Origin of the sequence: Bacillus sp. S3 (assembly GCF_005154805.1) — a bacterium.
In the GTDB taxonomy this organism is placed as follows: domain Bacteria; phylum Bacillota; class Bacilli; order Bacillales; family Cytobacillaceae; genus Neobacillus.
In genome coordinates this window covers 5,101,260-5,118,722 of the sequence record NZ_CP039727.1, presented here as the reverse complement: position 1 = coordinate 5,118,722, position 17,463 = coordinate 5,101,260, and the positions used below count along the sequence as shown (strand labels likewise).

General features: G+C 40.4%; 9 protein-coding genes. 5 read left to right on the top strand and 4 right to left on the bottom strand.

What is annotated here, in order from left to right:
• The 4 genes from FAY30_RS24425 to FAY30_RS24410 all read right to left on the bottom strand — a co-directional run bounded on the left by FAY30_RS24425 (position 1) and on the right by FAY30_RS24410 (position 11,936).
• Positions 1-219, bottom strand: a complete 219-nt coding sequence (locus FAY30_RS24425; RefSeq protein WP_149872278.1) for a hypothetical protein — start codon at positions 217-219, stop codon at positions 1-3.
• 302 nt (positions 220-521) lie between these two features.
• Positions 522-4,991, bottom strand: coding sequence for an Ig-like domain-containing protein (locus tag FAY30_RS24420; RefSeq protein WP_149872277.1), 4,470 nt, complete (start codon positions 4,989-4,991; stop codon positions 522-524).
• Positions 4,992-5,298: 307 nt separating this feature from the next.
• Positions 5,299-10,878, bottom strand: a complete 5,580-nt coding sequence (locus tag FAY30_RS24415) for an Ig-like domain-containing protein (RefSeq protein WP_190284765.1) — start codon at positions 10,876-10,878, stop codon at positions 5,299-5,301.
• A 263-nt stretch (positions 10,879-11,141) separates the two neighbouring features.
• Entirely contained in the window at positions 11,142-11,936 is a 795-nt protein-coding gene (locus FAY30_RS24410; protein ID WP_149872275.1) for an SGNH/GDSL hydrolase family protein, read from the bottom strand.
• 236 nt (positions 11,937-12,172) lie between these two features.
• On the opposite strand from FAY30_RS24410, the gene FAY30_RS24405 reads away from it, so the two are divergent.
• The 5 genes from FAY30_RS24405 to galU all read left to right on the top strand — a co-directional run bounded on the left by FAY30_RS24405 (position 12,173) and on the right by galU (position 17,444).
• Complete coding sequence (locus tag FAY30_RS24405; protein WP_149872274.1) at positions 12,173-12,922, top strand: YveK family protein; 750 nt, start codon at positions 12,173-12,175, stop codon at positions 12,920-12,922.
• Entirely contained in the window at positions 12,912-13,610 is a 699-nt protein-coding gene (locus FAY30_RS24400) for a CpsD/CapB family tyrosine-protein kinase (protein WP_149872273.1), read from the top strand. The genes FAY30_RS24405 and FAY30_RS24400 overlap by 11 nt, the downstream gene beginning before the upstream one ends.
• A gap of 98 nt (positions 13,611-13,708) precedes the next feature.
• Positions 13,709-14,470 (top strand): tyrosine-protein phosphatase, encoded by a 762-nt coding sequence (locus FAY30_RS24395; RefSeq protein ID WP_149872272.1) that lies wholly within the window; start codon positions 13,709-13,711, stop codon positions 14,468-14,470.
• 204 nt (positions 14,471-14,674) lie between these two features.
• Positions 14,675-16,501, top strand: coding sequence for a polysaccharide biosynthesis protein (locus tag FAY30_RS24390; RefSeq protein ID WP_149872271.1), 1,827 nt, complete (start codon positions 14,675-14,677; stop codon positions 16,499-16,501).
• Between the two features lie 34 nt (positions 16,502-16,535).
• The gene (galU, locus tag FAY30_RS24385; RefSeq protein WP_149872270.1) at positions 16,536-17,444 is read left to right on the top strand and encodes a UTP--glucose-1-phosphate uridylyltransferase GalU; all 909 of its coding nucleotides are present in this window, start codon (positions 16,536-16,538) and stop codon (positions 17,442-17,444) included.
• Positions 17,445-17,463 lie beyond the last annotated feature (19 nt).

Genomic DNA, 17,463 nt, shown 5'->3' with positions numbered 1-17,463 from the left:
TTATCTCCCTTGTTTATGAAGATCTGATAATGTACGTCCAAAAGCTCCGTAAATACCTATTGAATCTGAAATCTCAAGAGCACTTTTTTTCTTTTTCTTTTTAATTGCAAAGCCTGACTGATTTCCGCTTGATTTTTTTCGAGGCATTGTTTGTGGAATAGCCACGATTTTTACCACCTTTTTATTATTATTTACCATCTTATTTCTATATTCATCCATAAAATTCCTCCTACATTATAAAAGTAATTTTTTAATATCTTTTCCCTTTCTCCTTATAATTAATCATATTTTTGAAAATACAAAAATGTACCCGTCAATATTCTTAAAAATGCAGCCATCTTACAGTATCTTGTAATTTTAAATACCGTCCCTAAGATGGGTGCGGTGAACCATTTCACAAGCAATGGTAAGCAGAAATTTGAACAACCTATTTGTTGAGTTGAACCATAATCTATAAAACTGTAGAGCGCCTCTAATGAAAACACTCCCTAAAGCAAACAGCTGAGGGAGTGTTTTCATGTCTATTTTAAAGCTCCACTTTGGTTAAAGTAATACCATTTTCCAGTAATCTGCGCCCAGCCCGTCTGCATGGCGCCGCTAGATTTAAAGTAATACCAGGTCTTGCCACTCAGCAGCCAGCCGGTTTTCATTGATCCGCTTCCGTTAAAGTAATACCAAGTAGAACCAGCTAGTAACCAACCGGTCTGCATCGCACCACTGGATTTAAAATAATACCAGGTGGAACCGCTTTGCTGCCAGCCAGTTTTCATGGCACCACTGTTAGTGAAGAAGTACCAGGTGGAACCGTTTAGGAGCCAGCCCGTCTTCATGGCACCGCTATTGGTGAAGAAGTACCATGTTTTTCCGTCCAGCAGCCAGCCGGTTTGCATCGCACCTTTGGTATCAAAGTAATACCAGGTCTTACCCTCTAAAAACCAACCAGTTTTCTTATTTCCAGTTGCTTTATCATAGAAAAACCATGTTCCATTCTCTTCGACCCAACCGGAAAGTTTCGATTTAGAAACGACTACTTTGGTTTCTTCACTCACATTTCCTGCTTTGTCAGTAGCAGAAATGAATAACTCAGAACCAGCATTTTGAAATGGAATCGTAACCGAGAACTTCCCATCAGTCCCGGCAGCAGCAGAACTAATAACAGATCCATTTACTTTGACTTCTACTTTAGAACCAGCTTCAGCAGAGCCAGTAACAGAAGTATCTTTATCCGTTACTTCGTTTACCACAGGTTTAGTAGGGGAAGTAACGTCTTTAACAACAACAGATGTAACTTCACTCACATTTCCTGCTTTGTCAGTGGCAGAAATGAATAACTCAGAACTAGCCTTTTGAACCGGAATCGTAACCGAGAACTTCCCATCAGTTCCGGCAGTAGCAGAACTAATAACAGATCCATTTACTTTGACGTCAACTTTAGAACCAGCTTCAGCAGAACCAGTAACAGAAGTATCTTTATCCGTTACTTCGTTTACCACAGGTTTAGCAGGAGAAGTAACGTCTTTTACTATAACAGTTGTTTCATCGCTGGTATTGCCTTCGGTATCCGTAGCGGTAATGACTAGTTTCGTTCCAGCTTGTTGAAGTGGGATCGAAACCGTGAAATTGCCGTCATTTCCGACAGTGGTTGTACCAATCACATTTCCATTGACTTTAATGTTAATTGTAGATCCAACCTCGCCTTGCCCTGTAACAGAAGTATCCTTTTCAGTAACCTCGTTCACCAAAGGTTTACCAGGTGAGGTAACATCTTTCACGACAACAGTAGTAGTTTGGCTGACATTCCCAGCCTTATCAGTAGCAGAAATCACTAATTGAGTGCCAGCCTTTTGAACCGGAATGGAAACGGAAAACTTGCCGTCAGTTCCAATAGTAGCAAACCCAATAACAGAATCATTCACTTTCACTTCCACTTTAGCTCCTGCTTCAGCTGAACCAGTGACAGCAGTATCTTGATCGGTTACTTCGTTTACCACAGGTTTGGCAGGGGGAGTAACGTCTTTTACGACAACAGTTGTTGTCTCGCTGACATTGCCAGCCTTATCAGTAGCAGAAATCACTAATTGAGTGCCAGCCTTTTGAACAGGAATAGTGATAGAAAACTTACCGTCAGTTCCAGCAGTAGCAAACCCAATAACAGAACCATTCACTTTCACTTCAACTTTAGCTCCAGCTTCAGCAGAACCAGTGACAGCAGTATCTTGATCGGTTACTTCGTTTACCACAGGTTTAGCGGGAGAAGTAACGTCTTTCACGACAACCGTTGCAGTTTCGCTGACATTCCCAGCTTTATCAGTAGTGAAAACCACTAGTTCAACCCCGGCTTGTTGAATCGGGATTGTAATGGTAAACTTGCCGTCCTCTCCGGCAGTGGCTGTACCAATTACGGATCCGTTTACTTTCACATCCACATTAGCACCAGCTTCAGCCGTCCCAGAAACAGAAGTATCTTGATCAGTCACGTCGTTTACAACTGGCGTAGCAGGAGGGGTAACGTCTTTCACGACAACCGTTGCAGCTTTACTCACATTCCCAGCTTTATCAGTTGCAGTAATGGCCAATTCAACTCCAGCTGGCTGCATGGAGATGCTTATTGAAAACTTCCCATCTGTTCCAGCAGTTCCAGTGCCAATGGCATTCCCGTTTACCATTACAGTAATAGTCGCACCGGCTTCGGCCACACCAGTAATCGCTTGATCCTTATCTGAAACCTCATTTACAACAGGAGATTCTGGAGGCGTAATGTCTTTTATTAGAACCTCTTTGGTTGTTATTAATTCATTTGCTTCATTATAAACCTCAAAACGTAAGGTAGTATTTTCAATTAGGTTGGATACCCCAATGGAAAAATAACCTTTTTCATCTGCAGTATCCACTCCTATTTGGCTATTATTCACCATTATCTTTACAGTGGAATGCGGCAGAGCCTTACCTTTAATAGTCTGTGAGACTTTAGTAAATTCATCAATATATATATCTGCAACTTTATAAGAGTAATAATAAGTGTAACCGTAAAGGTCTGTAATTTTAACGTTTAATGTATCGCTATCACCGATGTAAAAATCGTTCAGTTTAAATGTTCCATCTGTTCTTAATGGTACGTTTTGTCCATTTATCTCAAGGGTGACAAATGGGAGAGTTGCCCCAGTTAGGTTCACTTTGCCATTGCTGCTGACAAGCGGGGTATCATAAAGTGTGAGTGGAACCTCTGTTAAAATTCGATTACTCGCGATCATGCTGGAAATACTGTTAGACCCAGTGAAAATAGCTTGACCATTCCTTGGGGTGTAATAGCCAAAGTAAATACTATTGGCATGGAGCTCACCTGTTATGGTAAGACCGCCGTAACTTCTTAATCCACCTAGTGTATAAACATTCCCATTAATTTTAACATTTCCATTTATAGTTAAGATTGCCCCTGGAGAAATGTAAACATCTGTATTAATCGTTTTGTTTGACCAGGTTTCATTTGATGTCACTATATAGCTGTTTAAAGGCGTTACTGATTTAAGAACAGTAAAATCCCCGGCACCTAAATCTGTTTCACCTGCTTTTACAACAGTAGTATTTTCATTGGTATCTTTAATCTCAATTGAATCGACTGTCCATTTCCCTACTTCAGTATTTTTATCGATATACATCTGACCAGTGAAATGTTGGCCGTCGTAAGAAAGGGAAACCGGATGCTTCGTTTTAGTAACAGGGCTTACATAGTCAATAGTAGCTTCCTGTAGGTTTGTATCATCTGTTGCATCTATTGTGAAATTTACATAATCTCCAGATTCTACACTATTCTTATCAATTGATAGTTTTGAAAAGGAAGGTGGGTTAAATTCGGTATAAACTGTAAATTCCCCACTAGGTAGTTTTCCTTCAGGATCTTGCCCTTGAGCTAAATAGGTTTTGTTGCCAGTAGTATCAGTAATAAACATAAAATTAATCTTAAAGGTCCCAGATTCAGTATTATCATCGATAAAATAATTAGTTTCGTAGAACCCACTTTCAGGATTAAAAGTCAAATGAATGGGAAAACTCCTTTGAGAAATTGGAGTATAGTAGTACAAGCTAACGTCGCTAACCGCAACATCATCGGATGCCTTGATACTAATTTTTACTGTATCTCCGACAGTAGCTTCCTTTTTGTCAATAGTGATTCCATCAAGGGTTGGTTTTGTAACATCAGCACCATGTGTACCAGTGACAGTGAATTCACCCTCAGGCAGCTTACCATCAGGGTCTTGCCCTTGAGCTAAATAGGCTTTATTGCCAGTAGTATCAGTAATAAACATAAAATTAATCTTAAAGGTCCCAGATTCAGTATTATCATCGATATAATAATTACCTTCATAGAACCCATTTTCAGGATTAAAAGTTAAATGAATGGGAAAACTCCTTTGAGAAATTGGAGTATAGTAGTACAAGCTAACGTCGCTAACCGTAACATCATCGGATGCTTTGATACTAATTTTTACTGTATCTCCGACAGTAGCTTCCTTTTTATCAATAGTGATTCCATCAAGGGTTGGTTTTGTAACATCAGCACCATGTGTACCAGTGACAGTGAATTCACCCTCAGGCAGCTTACCATCAGGGTCTTGCCCTTGAGCTAAATAGGCTTTGTTGCCAGTAGTATCAGTAATAAACATAAAATTAATCTTAAAGGTCCCAGATTCGGTATTATCTTCAATAAAAAAATTACCTTCAAAAACTCCTTTTTCGGAATTATAGCTTAGGTGAATAGGAAAGCTTCTTTGGGAAATAGGAGTATAGTAGTACAAGCTGACGTCACTAACCGCAACATCATCTGTAGCTTTAATACTAATCCTAACCGTATCCCCGGCAGTCACTTCCTTCTTATCCACACTAATGCTCTCCAACACAGGTTTTGTAACATCCGCTTCGGCAAATACATGACTAATTGGCACTGTGCTAATAATTAATAATAGTGCTGTAAAAACAGAGACAATTCTTTTCACTAACTAGACCCCTTTTCTGTATACTAAGCAAATACAAATCTAATAGTATCACAATCTATGATTTTGAATTGGAATCTTTTTAACTTATTAACTAGGGATTTATTAAAAAATACAATTAAAGAATAACATTGCAGAAGAGGGCTCTTAAAACACAGTTACTCTGATATTCCACAGATTGAGGGAAGCCCTAATAAAAGGAAAAAATTATCCTACTGCAAAACAATCCTATATAACCATGTAACGAAAGCTGTTAAAACTGAACACAAAAAGACACTCCCTAAATCGATTTTAGGGAGTGTTTGCATATTTATTTTAAAGCCCCACTTTGATTAAAGTAATACCATTTTCCAGAAATCTGCGCCCAGCCCGTCTGCATGGCACCACTGGATTTAAAGTAATACCAGGTCTTGCCACTCAGCAGCCAGCCGGTTTTCATCGCACCGCTTCCGTTAAAGTAATACCAAGTAGACCCATCTAGCAGCCAGCCAGTTTGCATCGCGCCACTGGATTTCAAATAATACCAAGTGGAACCGCTTTGCAGCCAGCCGGTTCTCATGGCCCCACTGTTCGTGAAGAAGTACCAAGTCGAACCGTTTAAGAGCCAGCCCGTCTTCATAGCGCCGCTTCCATTAAAGTAATACCAAGTCGACCCATCTAGCAGCCAGCCGGTTTGCATCGCACCGCTGCCTTTGAAAAAGTACCAAGTGGACCCATCTAAGAACCAGCCGGTTTTCATCACGCCATTAGAATCTAAGAAATACCACTTTCCAGCGTCAGATAACCATCCTTTTACTGGTTTACCGGTTTGAACATCATAGTAAAACCACTTATGATCTGTTTGGACCCATCCTTTTATTCCTGAGACGACAATAAATTTTGTCGGTTGACTCTCATTTCCCGCAGCATCTGTGGCTGTTACGGTAAATTCTGACCCAGGATTAGGATAGGCTGGTATCTCGACTGAATATTTGCCATCAGGTCCAGTTTTTCCGGAGCCAATAACACTTCCTGATTTATAGATTACTTTGATAAAAGACCCAGCTTCTGCTGTTCCTGTAATGTGTAAGTCTTGATCCGTTACTATATTTACTATAGGCGACTTAGGAGGAATTCGATCTATAACAACCACTTTAATTGGCTGGCTTTTATTCCCCTTTCTGTCTGTTGCGGTGATTTGTAATTCTGTGCCTTCTTTTAGTACAGGAATGTTGATCAAAAATTCACCATTTGTTCCGGTTATGCCTGAACCGATCACAGAACCGTTTAGGGTTACTTCAATAGTTGAATCCGCCTCTGCATGACCGGATACCCAAGTAGCTAAATTTGATACTTCATCGACTACGGGTACATCGGGTGCTCCTTCATCTTTGACTATCACTTTTGTCGCTTCACTCATATTTCCTGATTTGTCTGTTGCCGTGATTAGTAGTTCAGTTTCTTCCGTTTGCATAGGGATAGACACCGTGAAAATACCATCATTTCCGGCTGTTCCCGAACCAATCATAGCACCGTATGCTACTACTTCCACTTTAGAACCAGCTTCCGCCTGACCGGAAACAATTGTATCTTTATCATTTACTTCGTTAACGAACGGCTTAGCAGGTGCAGTAACATCTTTCACTACAACAGTAACAGCGTCGCTAACATTTCCAGCAATATCTGCAGCCGTAACAACTAATTCAATGCCAGCCTTTTGAACTGGAATCGTAACCGAGAACTTCCCATTAGTTCCGGCAGTAGCAAAACCGATAACCGATCCAGCCACTTTCACTTCAACTTTAGAACCCGCTTCAGCGGAGCCAGTAACAGCGGAATCTTTATCCGTTACTTCGTTCACAACAGGTTTAGCAGGGGAGGTAACGTCTTTCACGACAACCATCGTTACTTCACTCACATTGCCATCCTTGTCAGTAGCCGTAACAACTAACTCCACACCAGCTTTTTGAACTGGAATCGTAACCGAGAACTTTCCATCAGTACCAGTAGTAGCAAAACCGATAACCGATTCAGCCACTTTCACTTCAACTTTAGAACCCGCTTCAGCGGAGCCAGTAACAGCGGAATCTTTATCCGTTACTTCGTTCACAACAGGTTTAGCAGGGGAGGTACCGTCTTTCACGACAACCTTCGTTGCTTCACTCACATTGCCATCCTTGTCAGTAGCTGTAACAGCTAACTCCACACCGGATTTTTGAAGAGGAATCGGAACAGAGAACTTCCCATCCGTTCCGGCAGTAGCAAACCCGATAACCGATCCATCCGCTTTCACTTCCACTTTAGAACCGGCTTCAGCAGAGCCAGTAACAGCAGTAGCTTTATCGGTTACTTCGTTCACAACAGGTTTAGCAGGTGCGGTTCCATCCTGCACGACTACTATTTCTGCTTTACTGCTATTTCCAGCAATATCTGTAGCAGTAAGGGCTAACTCCGTCCCAGCTTTTTGAACGGGAATCGTTACTTTAAATGTTCCCTCAGCACTAACTCTCCCAGTTCCTATAGTAGAACCATTTACTTTCACATCTATTATTGCTTCTACTTCCGCTGTGCCAGCTACAAAAGGCTCGTTATCCATTACCATTCTCACCATTGGCTTATCTGGGGCGGTCACATCCTGAACGAAGACCGTAGCAGGTTCACTTGTGTTTCCATCCTTATCTGTAGCAGTTATCACTAGTTGCGTCCCAGCATATTGAATAGGGATCGTAATAGAAAAATAACGATCATTTCCTGTATCGGTTACTCCGATAACGGAATGATTCACGCTAACAGAAACTTTTGATCCGGCTTCCACATAACCCGTAACAACCGTATCTTTATCCGTCACAGGATTCACAATTGGTTTTACAGGAGCAATCACATCTCTGACGACAACGGTTGTGGTCTTGCTCATGTTTCCGTCTTTGTCAGTAGCCATTACGGTAATAACCGTTCCTGCAGCTTGTACGGGAATCGTTACTTTAAACGCCCCATTTTCGTCCGCTACACCAGTATAGGAAGCAAGACCATTATGCTCAGAGTTAATGGCAACCGTAATCTTAGCGTTAACTTCAGCTTTCCCGCTAACTTCTAATGACTGATTTGTAACATCGTCCACTTGAGGTGCAGCTGGTGCTGTCCCGTCTGTAACTACTAAGGTGGTAGCTTCACTTACATTTCCATATTGGTCAGTGGCCGTTACCACTAATTCGGTGCCTTCTTTTTGAACTGGAATGGTAATGGAGAATGTACCATCTGTCCCTGCTGTTCCAAACCCAATGACTTGGCCGTTTACGTTTACTTCAACCTTCGAGCCAGCTTCTGCAGTTCCCGACACCGAAGTATCCTGATCATTTACAGTATTCACACTTGGCTTACCAGGGGCAATTCCTTCTCCCACCACCACAACTGTCGGATCACTTATGACATATGTTGCCGTATCCGTTGCGGTAACAAGTAATTTTGTTCCTACTGGCTGTGCTGGAATATCTAACGAAAAACTTCCATCGTTTTCCGTTAACTTCGACGCTAGAAGCACATCATTTTTCCATACTTTAATCATTTGGGCAAAACCAGCTTGCCCTTTTATCGCAGTATCAGTGTCTAGTAATCTATCAACTTTCGGACCTGACATCGGGTATGGATCTTTTTCTACTATAATAATAGTCGCTTCACTGTGATGTCCCGAAGCATCGATGGCGATGATGGATAACTCCGTACCTGCTTTTTGAGGAGGGATTTCAATCCAATACCATCCTGCACCCGTATCTGCCCTAGAGGAGCCTAAAAGTATACCGTTGGCTCTGACTTCAACCGTTGAATTTAGCTCTGCCGTACCGGAAACCATGACTTTGTGATCGGTTACTTTTTCGACATATGGTTTTAGGGGAGCCGTTACATCCTTGACAATGACAATAGCCCTTTCACTACTATTGCCAGCCTGATCCCTCGCTGTAATAACCAACTCTGTACCGGCAGTTTGAACGGGAATACTTACAGTAAACGTACCGTCCCCTCTAGTAGTCGTTGAGCCAATAATTGAATTATTTACCGTAATATCGATAGTAGAATCGGCTTCTGCAGTACCAGATACGGTGGTGCTCTGATCATTTACTTCATTTACAACCGGTTTCGCTGGTGGTGTAGCGTCTTTGACAATAACGGTTGAAACTTCACTTGCATTGCCTGCTTTGTCCGTTGCCATGACGGTAATAACCGTTCCCGCAGCTTGTAAGGGGATGGCTACCTTAAAGATTCCACTGTCGCCAACAACACTCGTATAGGTAGATAAACCCTCTCGAACAGAGTCGATGGCAACCGTAACCGTTGCACCTACTTCTGTTTTACCACTGATTTCGGTGGACTGATCGGTTACCTCGTTCACTTGTGGTGCCGCAGGGGCAGTCACGTCTTTTACCACGACGATCGTCGTTTCACTTACTGTTCCGAAACTATCTATTGCCGTTACCACTAATTCTGTTCCTGCTTTTTGAGCAGGAATCGTGATGGCAAAGGCACCATTGTTACCGGCTTCACCTTCTCCAATCACTAGACCTTTCACTTTTATTTCAACTTTAGCGCCAGCTTCTGCAGTACCAGAAACCAACGTATCTTTATCGGTTATTCCCATAACAATGGGAGCAGATGGAGCCGTTTTCGTTTCTTGTTTAATCAAAAATTGCCGTACACTTTCATGACCAGATGGATCGGTAAACTTAATGGTTATGCCTTCTTTACCTGCCACGTTTAAATTATTTAAAAGGAAGGTGCCATCAGCATGGATCGCAACCGGCTGATTTTCAATCGTCATCGAGACAAGCGGTACTGTTTTTCCTGAAACCTTTAACACACCATTAATAGCGGTTAAAGGCTGATCGGCTAAATAAATAGGAACTTGATCCATACTTCCCGTTAAATCAAGGGTACCGTTTACATCTAAACTGCCATTTAATCTATATGAGCCAAAAATAATTAAATCTCCGTTGATTGTCACGTTACCATTGATCGTTAAAATCGCACTTGGCCCTATGTAGACATCGCCATTAATCGTGGTATCGGTTAATTCCGCATTGCTTGTATAAACAATAGTTCGATTTAAGGTATCCAAGCTTTCCCCTTTATCCTCTAAAACCTGGAACGCCCCGCTGCTTAAATCAGCGATTATTCCAGAATTGTACAAACCTGAATGATAAATGGTCGTTGCATTTCCCTTTTTATCCCGTAAATACACATAGGCAGGCTGCCACTTTCCAATATTGGAAAAAGTAGAAGTGGAGATCGTGGCATCATAACTGTTGTTAAACCAGTTGAATGCAGCGTTTTGCTCCTGGATTTCGCCACTAGGTGTTTGATAGCCTACTTTCACTTCAGCGATACCAGATAAGGCATCAACAGCTTTAATACTCACCTTATTCGTACCGCCTAAAACTAGCTCGCTTTTGTCAATCGTCATTCCATTAAAAATTGGGCTGTCATTGTCGCGTTTTTCAATAACTTGAAAGCTGCCGCCGCTTAAATCGGTATTTGATGAGTCAACCGTTTTAAAATCACCATTCGTGCTATTAAACCAAATACTTTTGATAGACCAATTTCCAAGACTGGAAGATTTACTGATTGGAATTTTTACCTGAAGGACTTGGGTTTCCTGATTATATATACCTTTAAAGCTTTGCGGAAACCCTCTACCATCGGTATACCTAATATCAGCATCCTTAATTGAAGTCTCTAAATCTATGGCATTGATACTTAGTGTGACCGTTTCGCCATCAAATGCCTGAGTCTTATCTACTTGAACACTTTTAATCTCAGGCGGAGTAGAATCCCAAAATGCCTTCGCAACCCCCTGAAAGCTTGAAAAAACTAATAAAAAGGCCACGACAATTTTGAGGCTGTTTGAAAAAACTTTCCTCACTAAAAACCCTCCTTTACTTCTTATTAATATGTAGGCATAAACTACCATCAAACAATATGACAATCCTACCATATAGTAACCAGTTATTGAAGATGCAAATATTAAATAATGACAAAATTAGAGAAATTCTGCCTTCGGGGAATTTTGGTAGAATTTGATTATGTTTATAGGAAGAAAAGTATTCGAGGTTTAATTGAGGATACAAATATTCAAATGATTTCTGGAAAAATAAAAGCGAATCTTGCGATTCGCTAGGTTGGCAGTTACTTACTAATAAAGAACTGAATCATATAGTCACTCCATACTTGATTCCCTTTGTCACTAGGGGCACCTTGATCAGGTTGTAGGTATTCTTTAAGGCCATCTGCATTGGTATCTGGCCACGCGGACCAATGATCCAAATAGGCGATTTCGTGCTGCTCAGCAAACTTTTTCAGCTCTGCTACCTGGTTAGGGTAGATCTTTGCTTTATAAAGCGGGTAAGACGGTTGAATAATAAAGGTTGTCTCTGGTTTTTTTTCTTTCACATCGTCCATGATGGTAGTGAGATCACGTAATGTCTCATCGATTAATACTAAACCGTTATTCTGTAAGATAAAAGGCTCAAACACAATTAAATCGGCTTCTTCGGCAGCGATTTCGTCTTGTTTATTTGAATTTACAAATTGGGTAGACGTAGATTTGAAGGTTTTAAGGTTAACGTGAATGTTTTTCTCGCCGTAAGTTTCAAGCAGTTTCTCTTTAACCGTCGGGAACGTACCGGAAGTATCGGAGCCGATGGCAGGAGAGCCAACAAACAGTACCTTAAATGGTTTCTTTTCAGTTAATGTTTGCTTGAAGCGGTCAACGGCTGATACAGGCCAATTAGTCGTATAAGCAAGGACGTCTTCATCTGATGCATCGTTCTGCACGGTCTGAGTGGAACCACTTTGTTGTTTGTCAGTCTGGCTGGATGTCTTTTCTGGTGCTGCTTTAATTCTTTCATTCCAATGGGAATGACCCAAGAAGAGAACGGCTGCACAGGCAAGCCCTAAAAAGATCGTAAGGAAATTCTTCATTAATATTTTACCCCCAAATAATAGTGCAACTTCATTATACCAAAGAACTATTTGAAAATTAATTCCATTTTCATTTTATATCTACAAAAATTTACAAAAGGGGTGTAATATAGTAAAAGTGCGAACGACAAAAGTAACATAAAAAAGGCAAAAATGTTACAAATTTAGCCAAACCGTGACAAAAAATATGGTATACTATTCGATAGTTTGATTTTTTTACGATTAGGGAGGATCTCATGGAGGAAACCATTAGTTTAAAAGAGTTGCTGCAAACCTTGCGCAAACGAGTACGTTTAATATTGAGCTTAACATTCATAGCTGTATTAATCAGCGGTGTGGTTAGTTACTTTTTCTTAACACCAATTTACCAGGCATCGACACAACTGTTAGTGAATCAATCGAAAAACGAACAGTCTGCCTATCAATATAATGAAGTACAAACAAACCTGCAATTAATTAATACCTACAATGTTATCATAAAAAGCCCTGCGATTCTTGAATTAGTCATTAAAGAGCTAAAGCTGGATATGACTGTTGACGAACTGAATGGGAAAATTACTGTTGGAAATGAAACAAATTCACAAGTGGTCAATTTATCTGTTCAAGACACAAGCGCGAAAATGGCTGCGAAGATAGCCAATAAAACGGCTGAAGTATTCCAAAAAGAAATTGTCAATATAATGAATGTCGATAATGTGAGTATTCTGGCAAAGGCGGAAGCTGCAAAGCAACCGTCACCAATTAAACCAAAGCCGTTATTAAATGTTGCGATTGCCTTAGTGGTCGGTTTAATGGCCGGTGTAGGAATAGCCTTCCTATTAGAATACTTTGATAACACAATCAAAAATGAAGAAGAAATCGAAAAACTAATTGGTGTACCTGTGCTTGGTACCATCGCAATTATCGATGAAACCCAGCTGAAGAAAGCTCAAGGCAGTATGGCAAGGAAAAATGCTAGTTTAAGAGGTGAGACAATTGGCTCTTAAAAAAGGGAAGCAATCAGTAAATAATAAACGTTCGCTGATCACAATGGTGGATTCGAAATCACCGATTTCCGAACAGTATCGGACAATCCGGACGAATATTCAGTATTCAACGGTCGATAAAAATGTGAGGACGCTAATGGTCACATCATCAGGGCCGGGAGAAGGAAAGTCAACCACCGTTGCCAATTTGGCTGTTACGTTTGCACAGCAAGGGAAAAAGGTATTATTAGTTGATGCGGATATGAGAAAACCAACCGTGCACTATACCTTTAATCAAACAAATACATTTGGGTTAACAAGCGTTTTAACAAAACAAATTCCATTGGAAGAGGCAATTTCTGAAACAAGTGTTGAAAATTTATTTGTTCTAACAAGCGGCCCGATACCGCCAAACCCCTCAGAATTATTGAGTTCAAAATCAATGGAACAAATCTTTCAAACTTCAGAAAAGCTGTTTGATATTATTCTATTTGATACACCACCGTTATTAGCCGTAACAGATGCACAAATCCTAGCAAATCGCTGTGAAGGGACGATTCTCGTCGTTTATAGCGGAAGGACGGAAAAAGATCAAATGCTAAAAGCGAAAGAACTTCTTGATTCTGCACAAAGTAAATTGCTTGGTGTTGTAATGAATCATAAAAATATGAAGGATACCAATTATTACTATTATTATGGTGCGAAATAACAGGTATTCGACATTTTTCGCTATGTACGGGTTTATGAAATAGTGCTAAACTAATTAAGTTGTAAAAATGACAGTTAATTGGAAGAGGAGTGGGTCTAATGATTGATATCCATTGTCATATCTTGCCGGGAATTGACGACGGTGCACAAAATGTCGAAGATAGCATCACCATGGCAAAGGAGGCTGTAAAAGAAGGAATTCACACCATTATCGCCACTCCTCATTTAAATCAGCAATATGATAACCGTAAATTGTTAATCAATGAAAAGGTTGAAGAGCTAAATCAAGGCCTGCAAGACGCAGGTGTTAATATGAAGGTTTTGCCGGGTCAAGAGCCAAGGATCTACGGCGAAATAATAGCAGATATTGAAAAAGGGGACATTCAAACATTGAATGACAGTCAATATCTCTTCGTTGAATTTCCATCAAGTCATGTGCCACGATACACAGAAAAGCTATTATTTGATCTTCAACTAAAGGGTCTTACCCCAATCATTGTTCACCCTGAGCGGAATGCGGAACTAATGGAACGACCAGGTACATTGTACAATTTAGTAGAAAAGGGTGCTCTAACACAGGTGACCGCATCCAGTCTTTGCGGTTATTTTGGTAAGAAAATCAAAAACTTTTCTAATCAATTAATAGAAGCGAACTTGACTCATTTTATCGGTTCGGATGCTCATAATGTGCTTAATCGGACTTTCAAAATGGACGAGGCTTTTAGTTTAATAGATTCAAAGTTTGGAACGGACTACTTTTATCTCTTTAAAGAAAATGCTGAGTTGTTGGTGGAGAAGAAAAACATTATGAAAGAAATGCCTGTACAAGTTAAGAAGAAAAAGAAGTTCCTGTTTTTCTAAATAGTAAAGCAATGACTTGGAAGGGAAATTTGGTGGTTTTCACATTAGAAATAGGCATGCAAGAAGAGAGGAGTTACCCTAATAATGAATATCTAATGAAAGAACAGGTGTTATGCACATATGCACATGGGATTCCATTAGATATTTATTTTTTTGCCAAGTGATATTTTGTAAAACGAAATAAAGAAAGAAGGAGGAATTAGTGTGACATACGGAAAAAGGTTGACGGCACTTGCAATGCTTGATTCTATTATTGTGTTAACCGTGGTGTACATAAGTTATTTTATACTGAACCCGGAATTGGAGATTATTAAAATTCCGATGCTACTTGTTACGGCACTTACTTTATTAACGAGTCATCATTTATTTGCTTCTATTTATAAACTTTATAACAAGGCGTGGGAATACGCAAGCGTAGGAGAGTTGATTGCGATTGTGAAAGCCGTCACGTTTACGATTATGGTGGCGGTAATTGTTCAGAAACTTGCTTTTGGTAATGTCTATGTCAGGGCATTGATGATTACGTGGATGTTACATGTGTTGCTTATTGGCGGATCGAGGTTTTCATGGCGGATGTTCCGCGATAATTTCATGGTAAAGCAGAAGAATGTCAAACGGACACTAATTATTGGCGCAGGTCGTGGCGGAACGATGGTGGCGAGACAATTGCTTAGTAACCATGATATTGACTTGAAGCCTGTAGCCTTTATTGATGATGATTCGAAGAAATATAAATTAGATATATTAGGGATTCCAGTTGTTGGAGATTCGAGTCATATTGAGGATGCGGTTGAGAAATACGAAATTGAAAATATCGTGATTGCAATTCCTTCTTTAGGGAAAAAAGAGTTGAATCGGATTTTTGAAGAATGTGCGAAATCAAAGGCAAAGACGCAAATTATGCCGATGATTGAAGACTTAATGACGGGAAAAATAGCAGTAAACCAATTTCGTGATGTCCAGGTAGAGGATTTATTGGGTAGAGAGCCTGTGGAGTTGGATATTGCCGGCATTTCAGAGAAGGTGTCAGGAAAAACAGTTTTGGTTACAGGTGCTGGGGGATCGATTGGATCGGAAATTTGCCGGCAGATTTGTAAATTTAATCCCAGCAAGATTGTATTAGTCGGGCATGGGGAGAACAGTATTTATTTGATTGATATGGAGCTGCGGAAGATGTATCAAAATCAAATAGAGATTGTACCAGTGATTGGTGATATTCAGGATCGAACACGGATTTTTGATGTGGTGGAAGAGCATCGGCCATATGTGGTTTATCATGCAGCGGCACATAAGCATGTTCCTTTGATGGAGTATAACCCTAGAGAAGCGGTTAAGAATAATATTTTTGGGACGAAAAATGTGGCGGAAGCGGCGGACACCTTCGGTGTGAATACGTTTGTAATGATTTCGTCTGATAAAGCGGTGAACCCTCCGAATGTGATGGGGGCGACGAAGCGTTTTGCGGAGATGATTATCCAGAGTCTAGCACCGACTAGTCAGACGAAGTTTGTGGCAGTGCGGTTTGGGAATGTATTGGGAAGCCGCGGGAGTGTTATTCCATTATTTAAAAAGCAAATAGCTGCCGGTGGGCCGGTGACGGTTACTCACGAGGAGATGACGCGGTATTTTATGACGATACCGGAAGCATCCCGGCTTGTGATTCAAGCTGGTTCATTGGCTCGTGGCGGTGAAGTATTTGTCCTAGATATGGGTGAGCCGGTTAAGATTGTCGATTTGGCGAAGAACCTGATTAAGCTTTCGGGATATTCTATAGAAGAAATCGGGATTCGGTTCTCTGGCCTTCGTCCTGGGGAGAAGATGTATGAGGAGCTTCTGAATGAGAATGAAGTGCATCCGGAGCAGGTGTATCAGAAAATTCATATCGGAAAGGCGAAGGTTATTCATGCGGAACTTTTAGGGAAGTTAATTGAGAAGTTGTTAATAATGTCTGAGGAAGAGATGCATGATACGTTGATAAATGTGGCTAATAATAGATTTGAAGGGGCGGCTGAATTAGCTGCTGTTAACTAGTATAGATTGATTAATAATAGGGGTGGAATATAACTTGAAACGTGTACGAAAGGCAATTATTCCAGCTGCTGGACTTGGCACGAGATTTCTTCCAGCTACAAAGGCAATGCCAAAAGAAATGCTGCCCATTGTTGATAAACCAACGATTCAATATATTATAGAGGAAGCAGTGGCTTCTGGAATTGAGGATATTATTATTGTTACTGGTAAGGGGAAACGGGCGATTGAAGATCATTTCGATTTTGCACCAGAATTAGAGCAAGATCTGATTGAAAAGAATAAAACAGATTTGTTAGAAAAAGTCCGTTATTCAACTAACTTAGCTGATATACATTATATTCGGCAGAAAGAGCCAAAAGGGTTAGGTCACGCAGTGTGGTGTGCACGAAATTTCATTGGAGATGAGCCTTTTGCAGTTCTTCTAGGTGATGATATTGTACAAAGTGAAACGCCATGCCTAAAACAACTCATTAATGTATATGATGAAACTTATTCGTCTGTTATTGGTGTTCAGACCGTCCCCAATGATGAGACATATCGGTATGGGATTGTTGAACCTTCGGTTAAGGAAGGCAGTATGTATCAAGTTAAAAACCTTGTAGAAAAACCAAAGCCAGGTACTTCTCCTTCTAATCTAGCGATTATGGGACGTTATATTCTTACACCAGAAATGTTTATGTATTTGGAGCAACAAGAACCTGGTGCCGGTGGAGAGATTCAATTGACAGATGCGATTCAGAAGTTGAATCAGATTCAGAGAGTGTTTGCTTATGATTTTGAGGGAAAACGGTTTGATGTTGGGGAGAAGATTGGGTTTGTGAAGACAACGATTGAATTTGTGAAGACAACGATTGAATTTGCTTTGCAAGAACCTTCATTACGAAAAGAAATACTCTCATTTATGGATGAAATACTGGAAGCAGAAAGGTTAAATAATATTTAACCTTGTATGATTGGGGTGG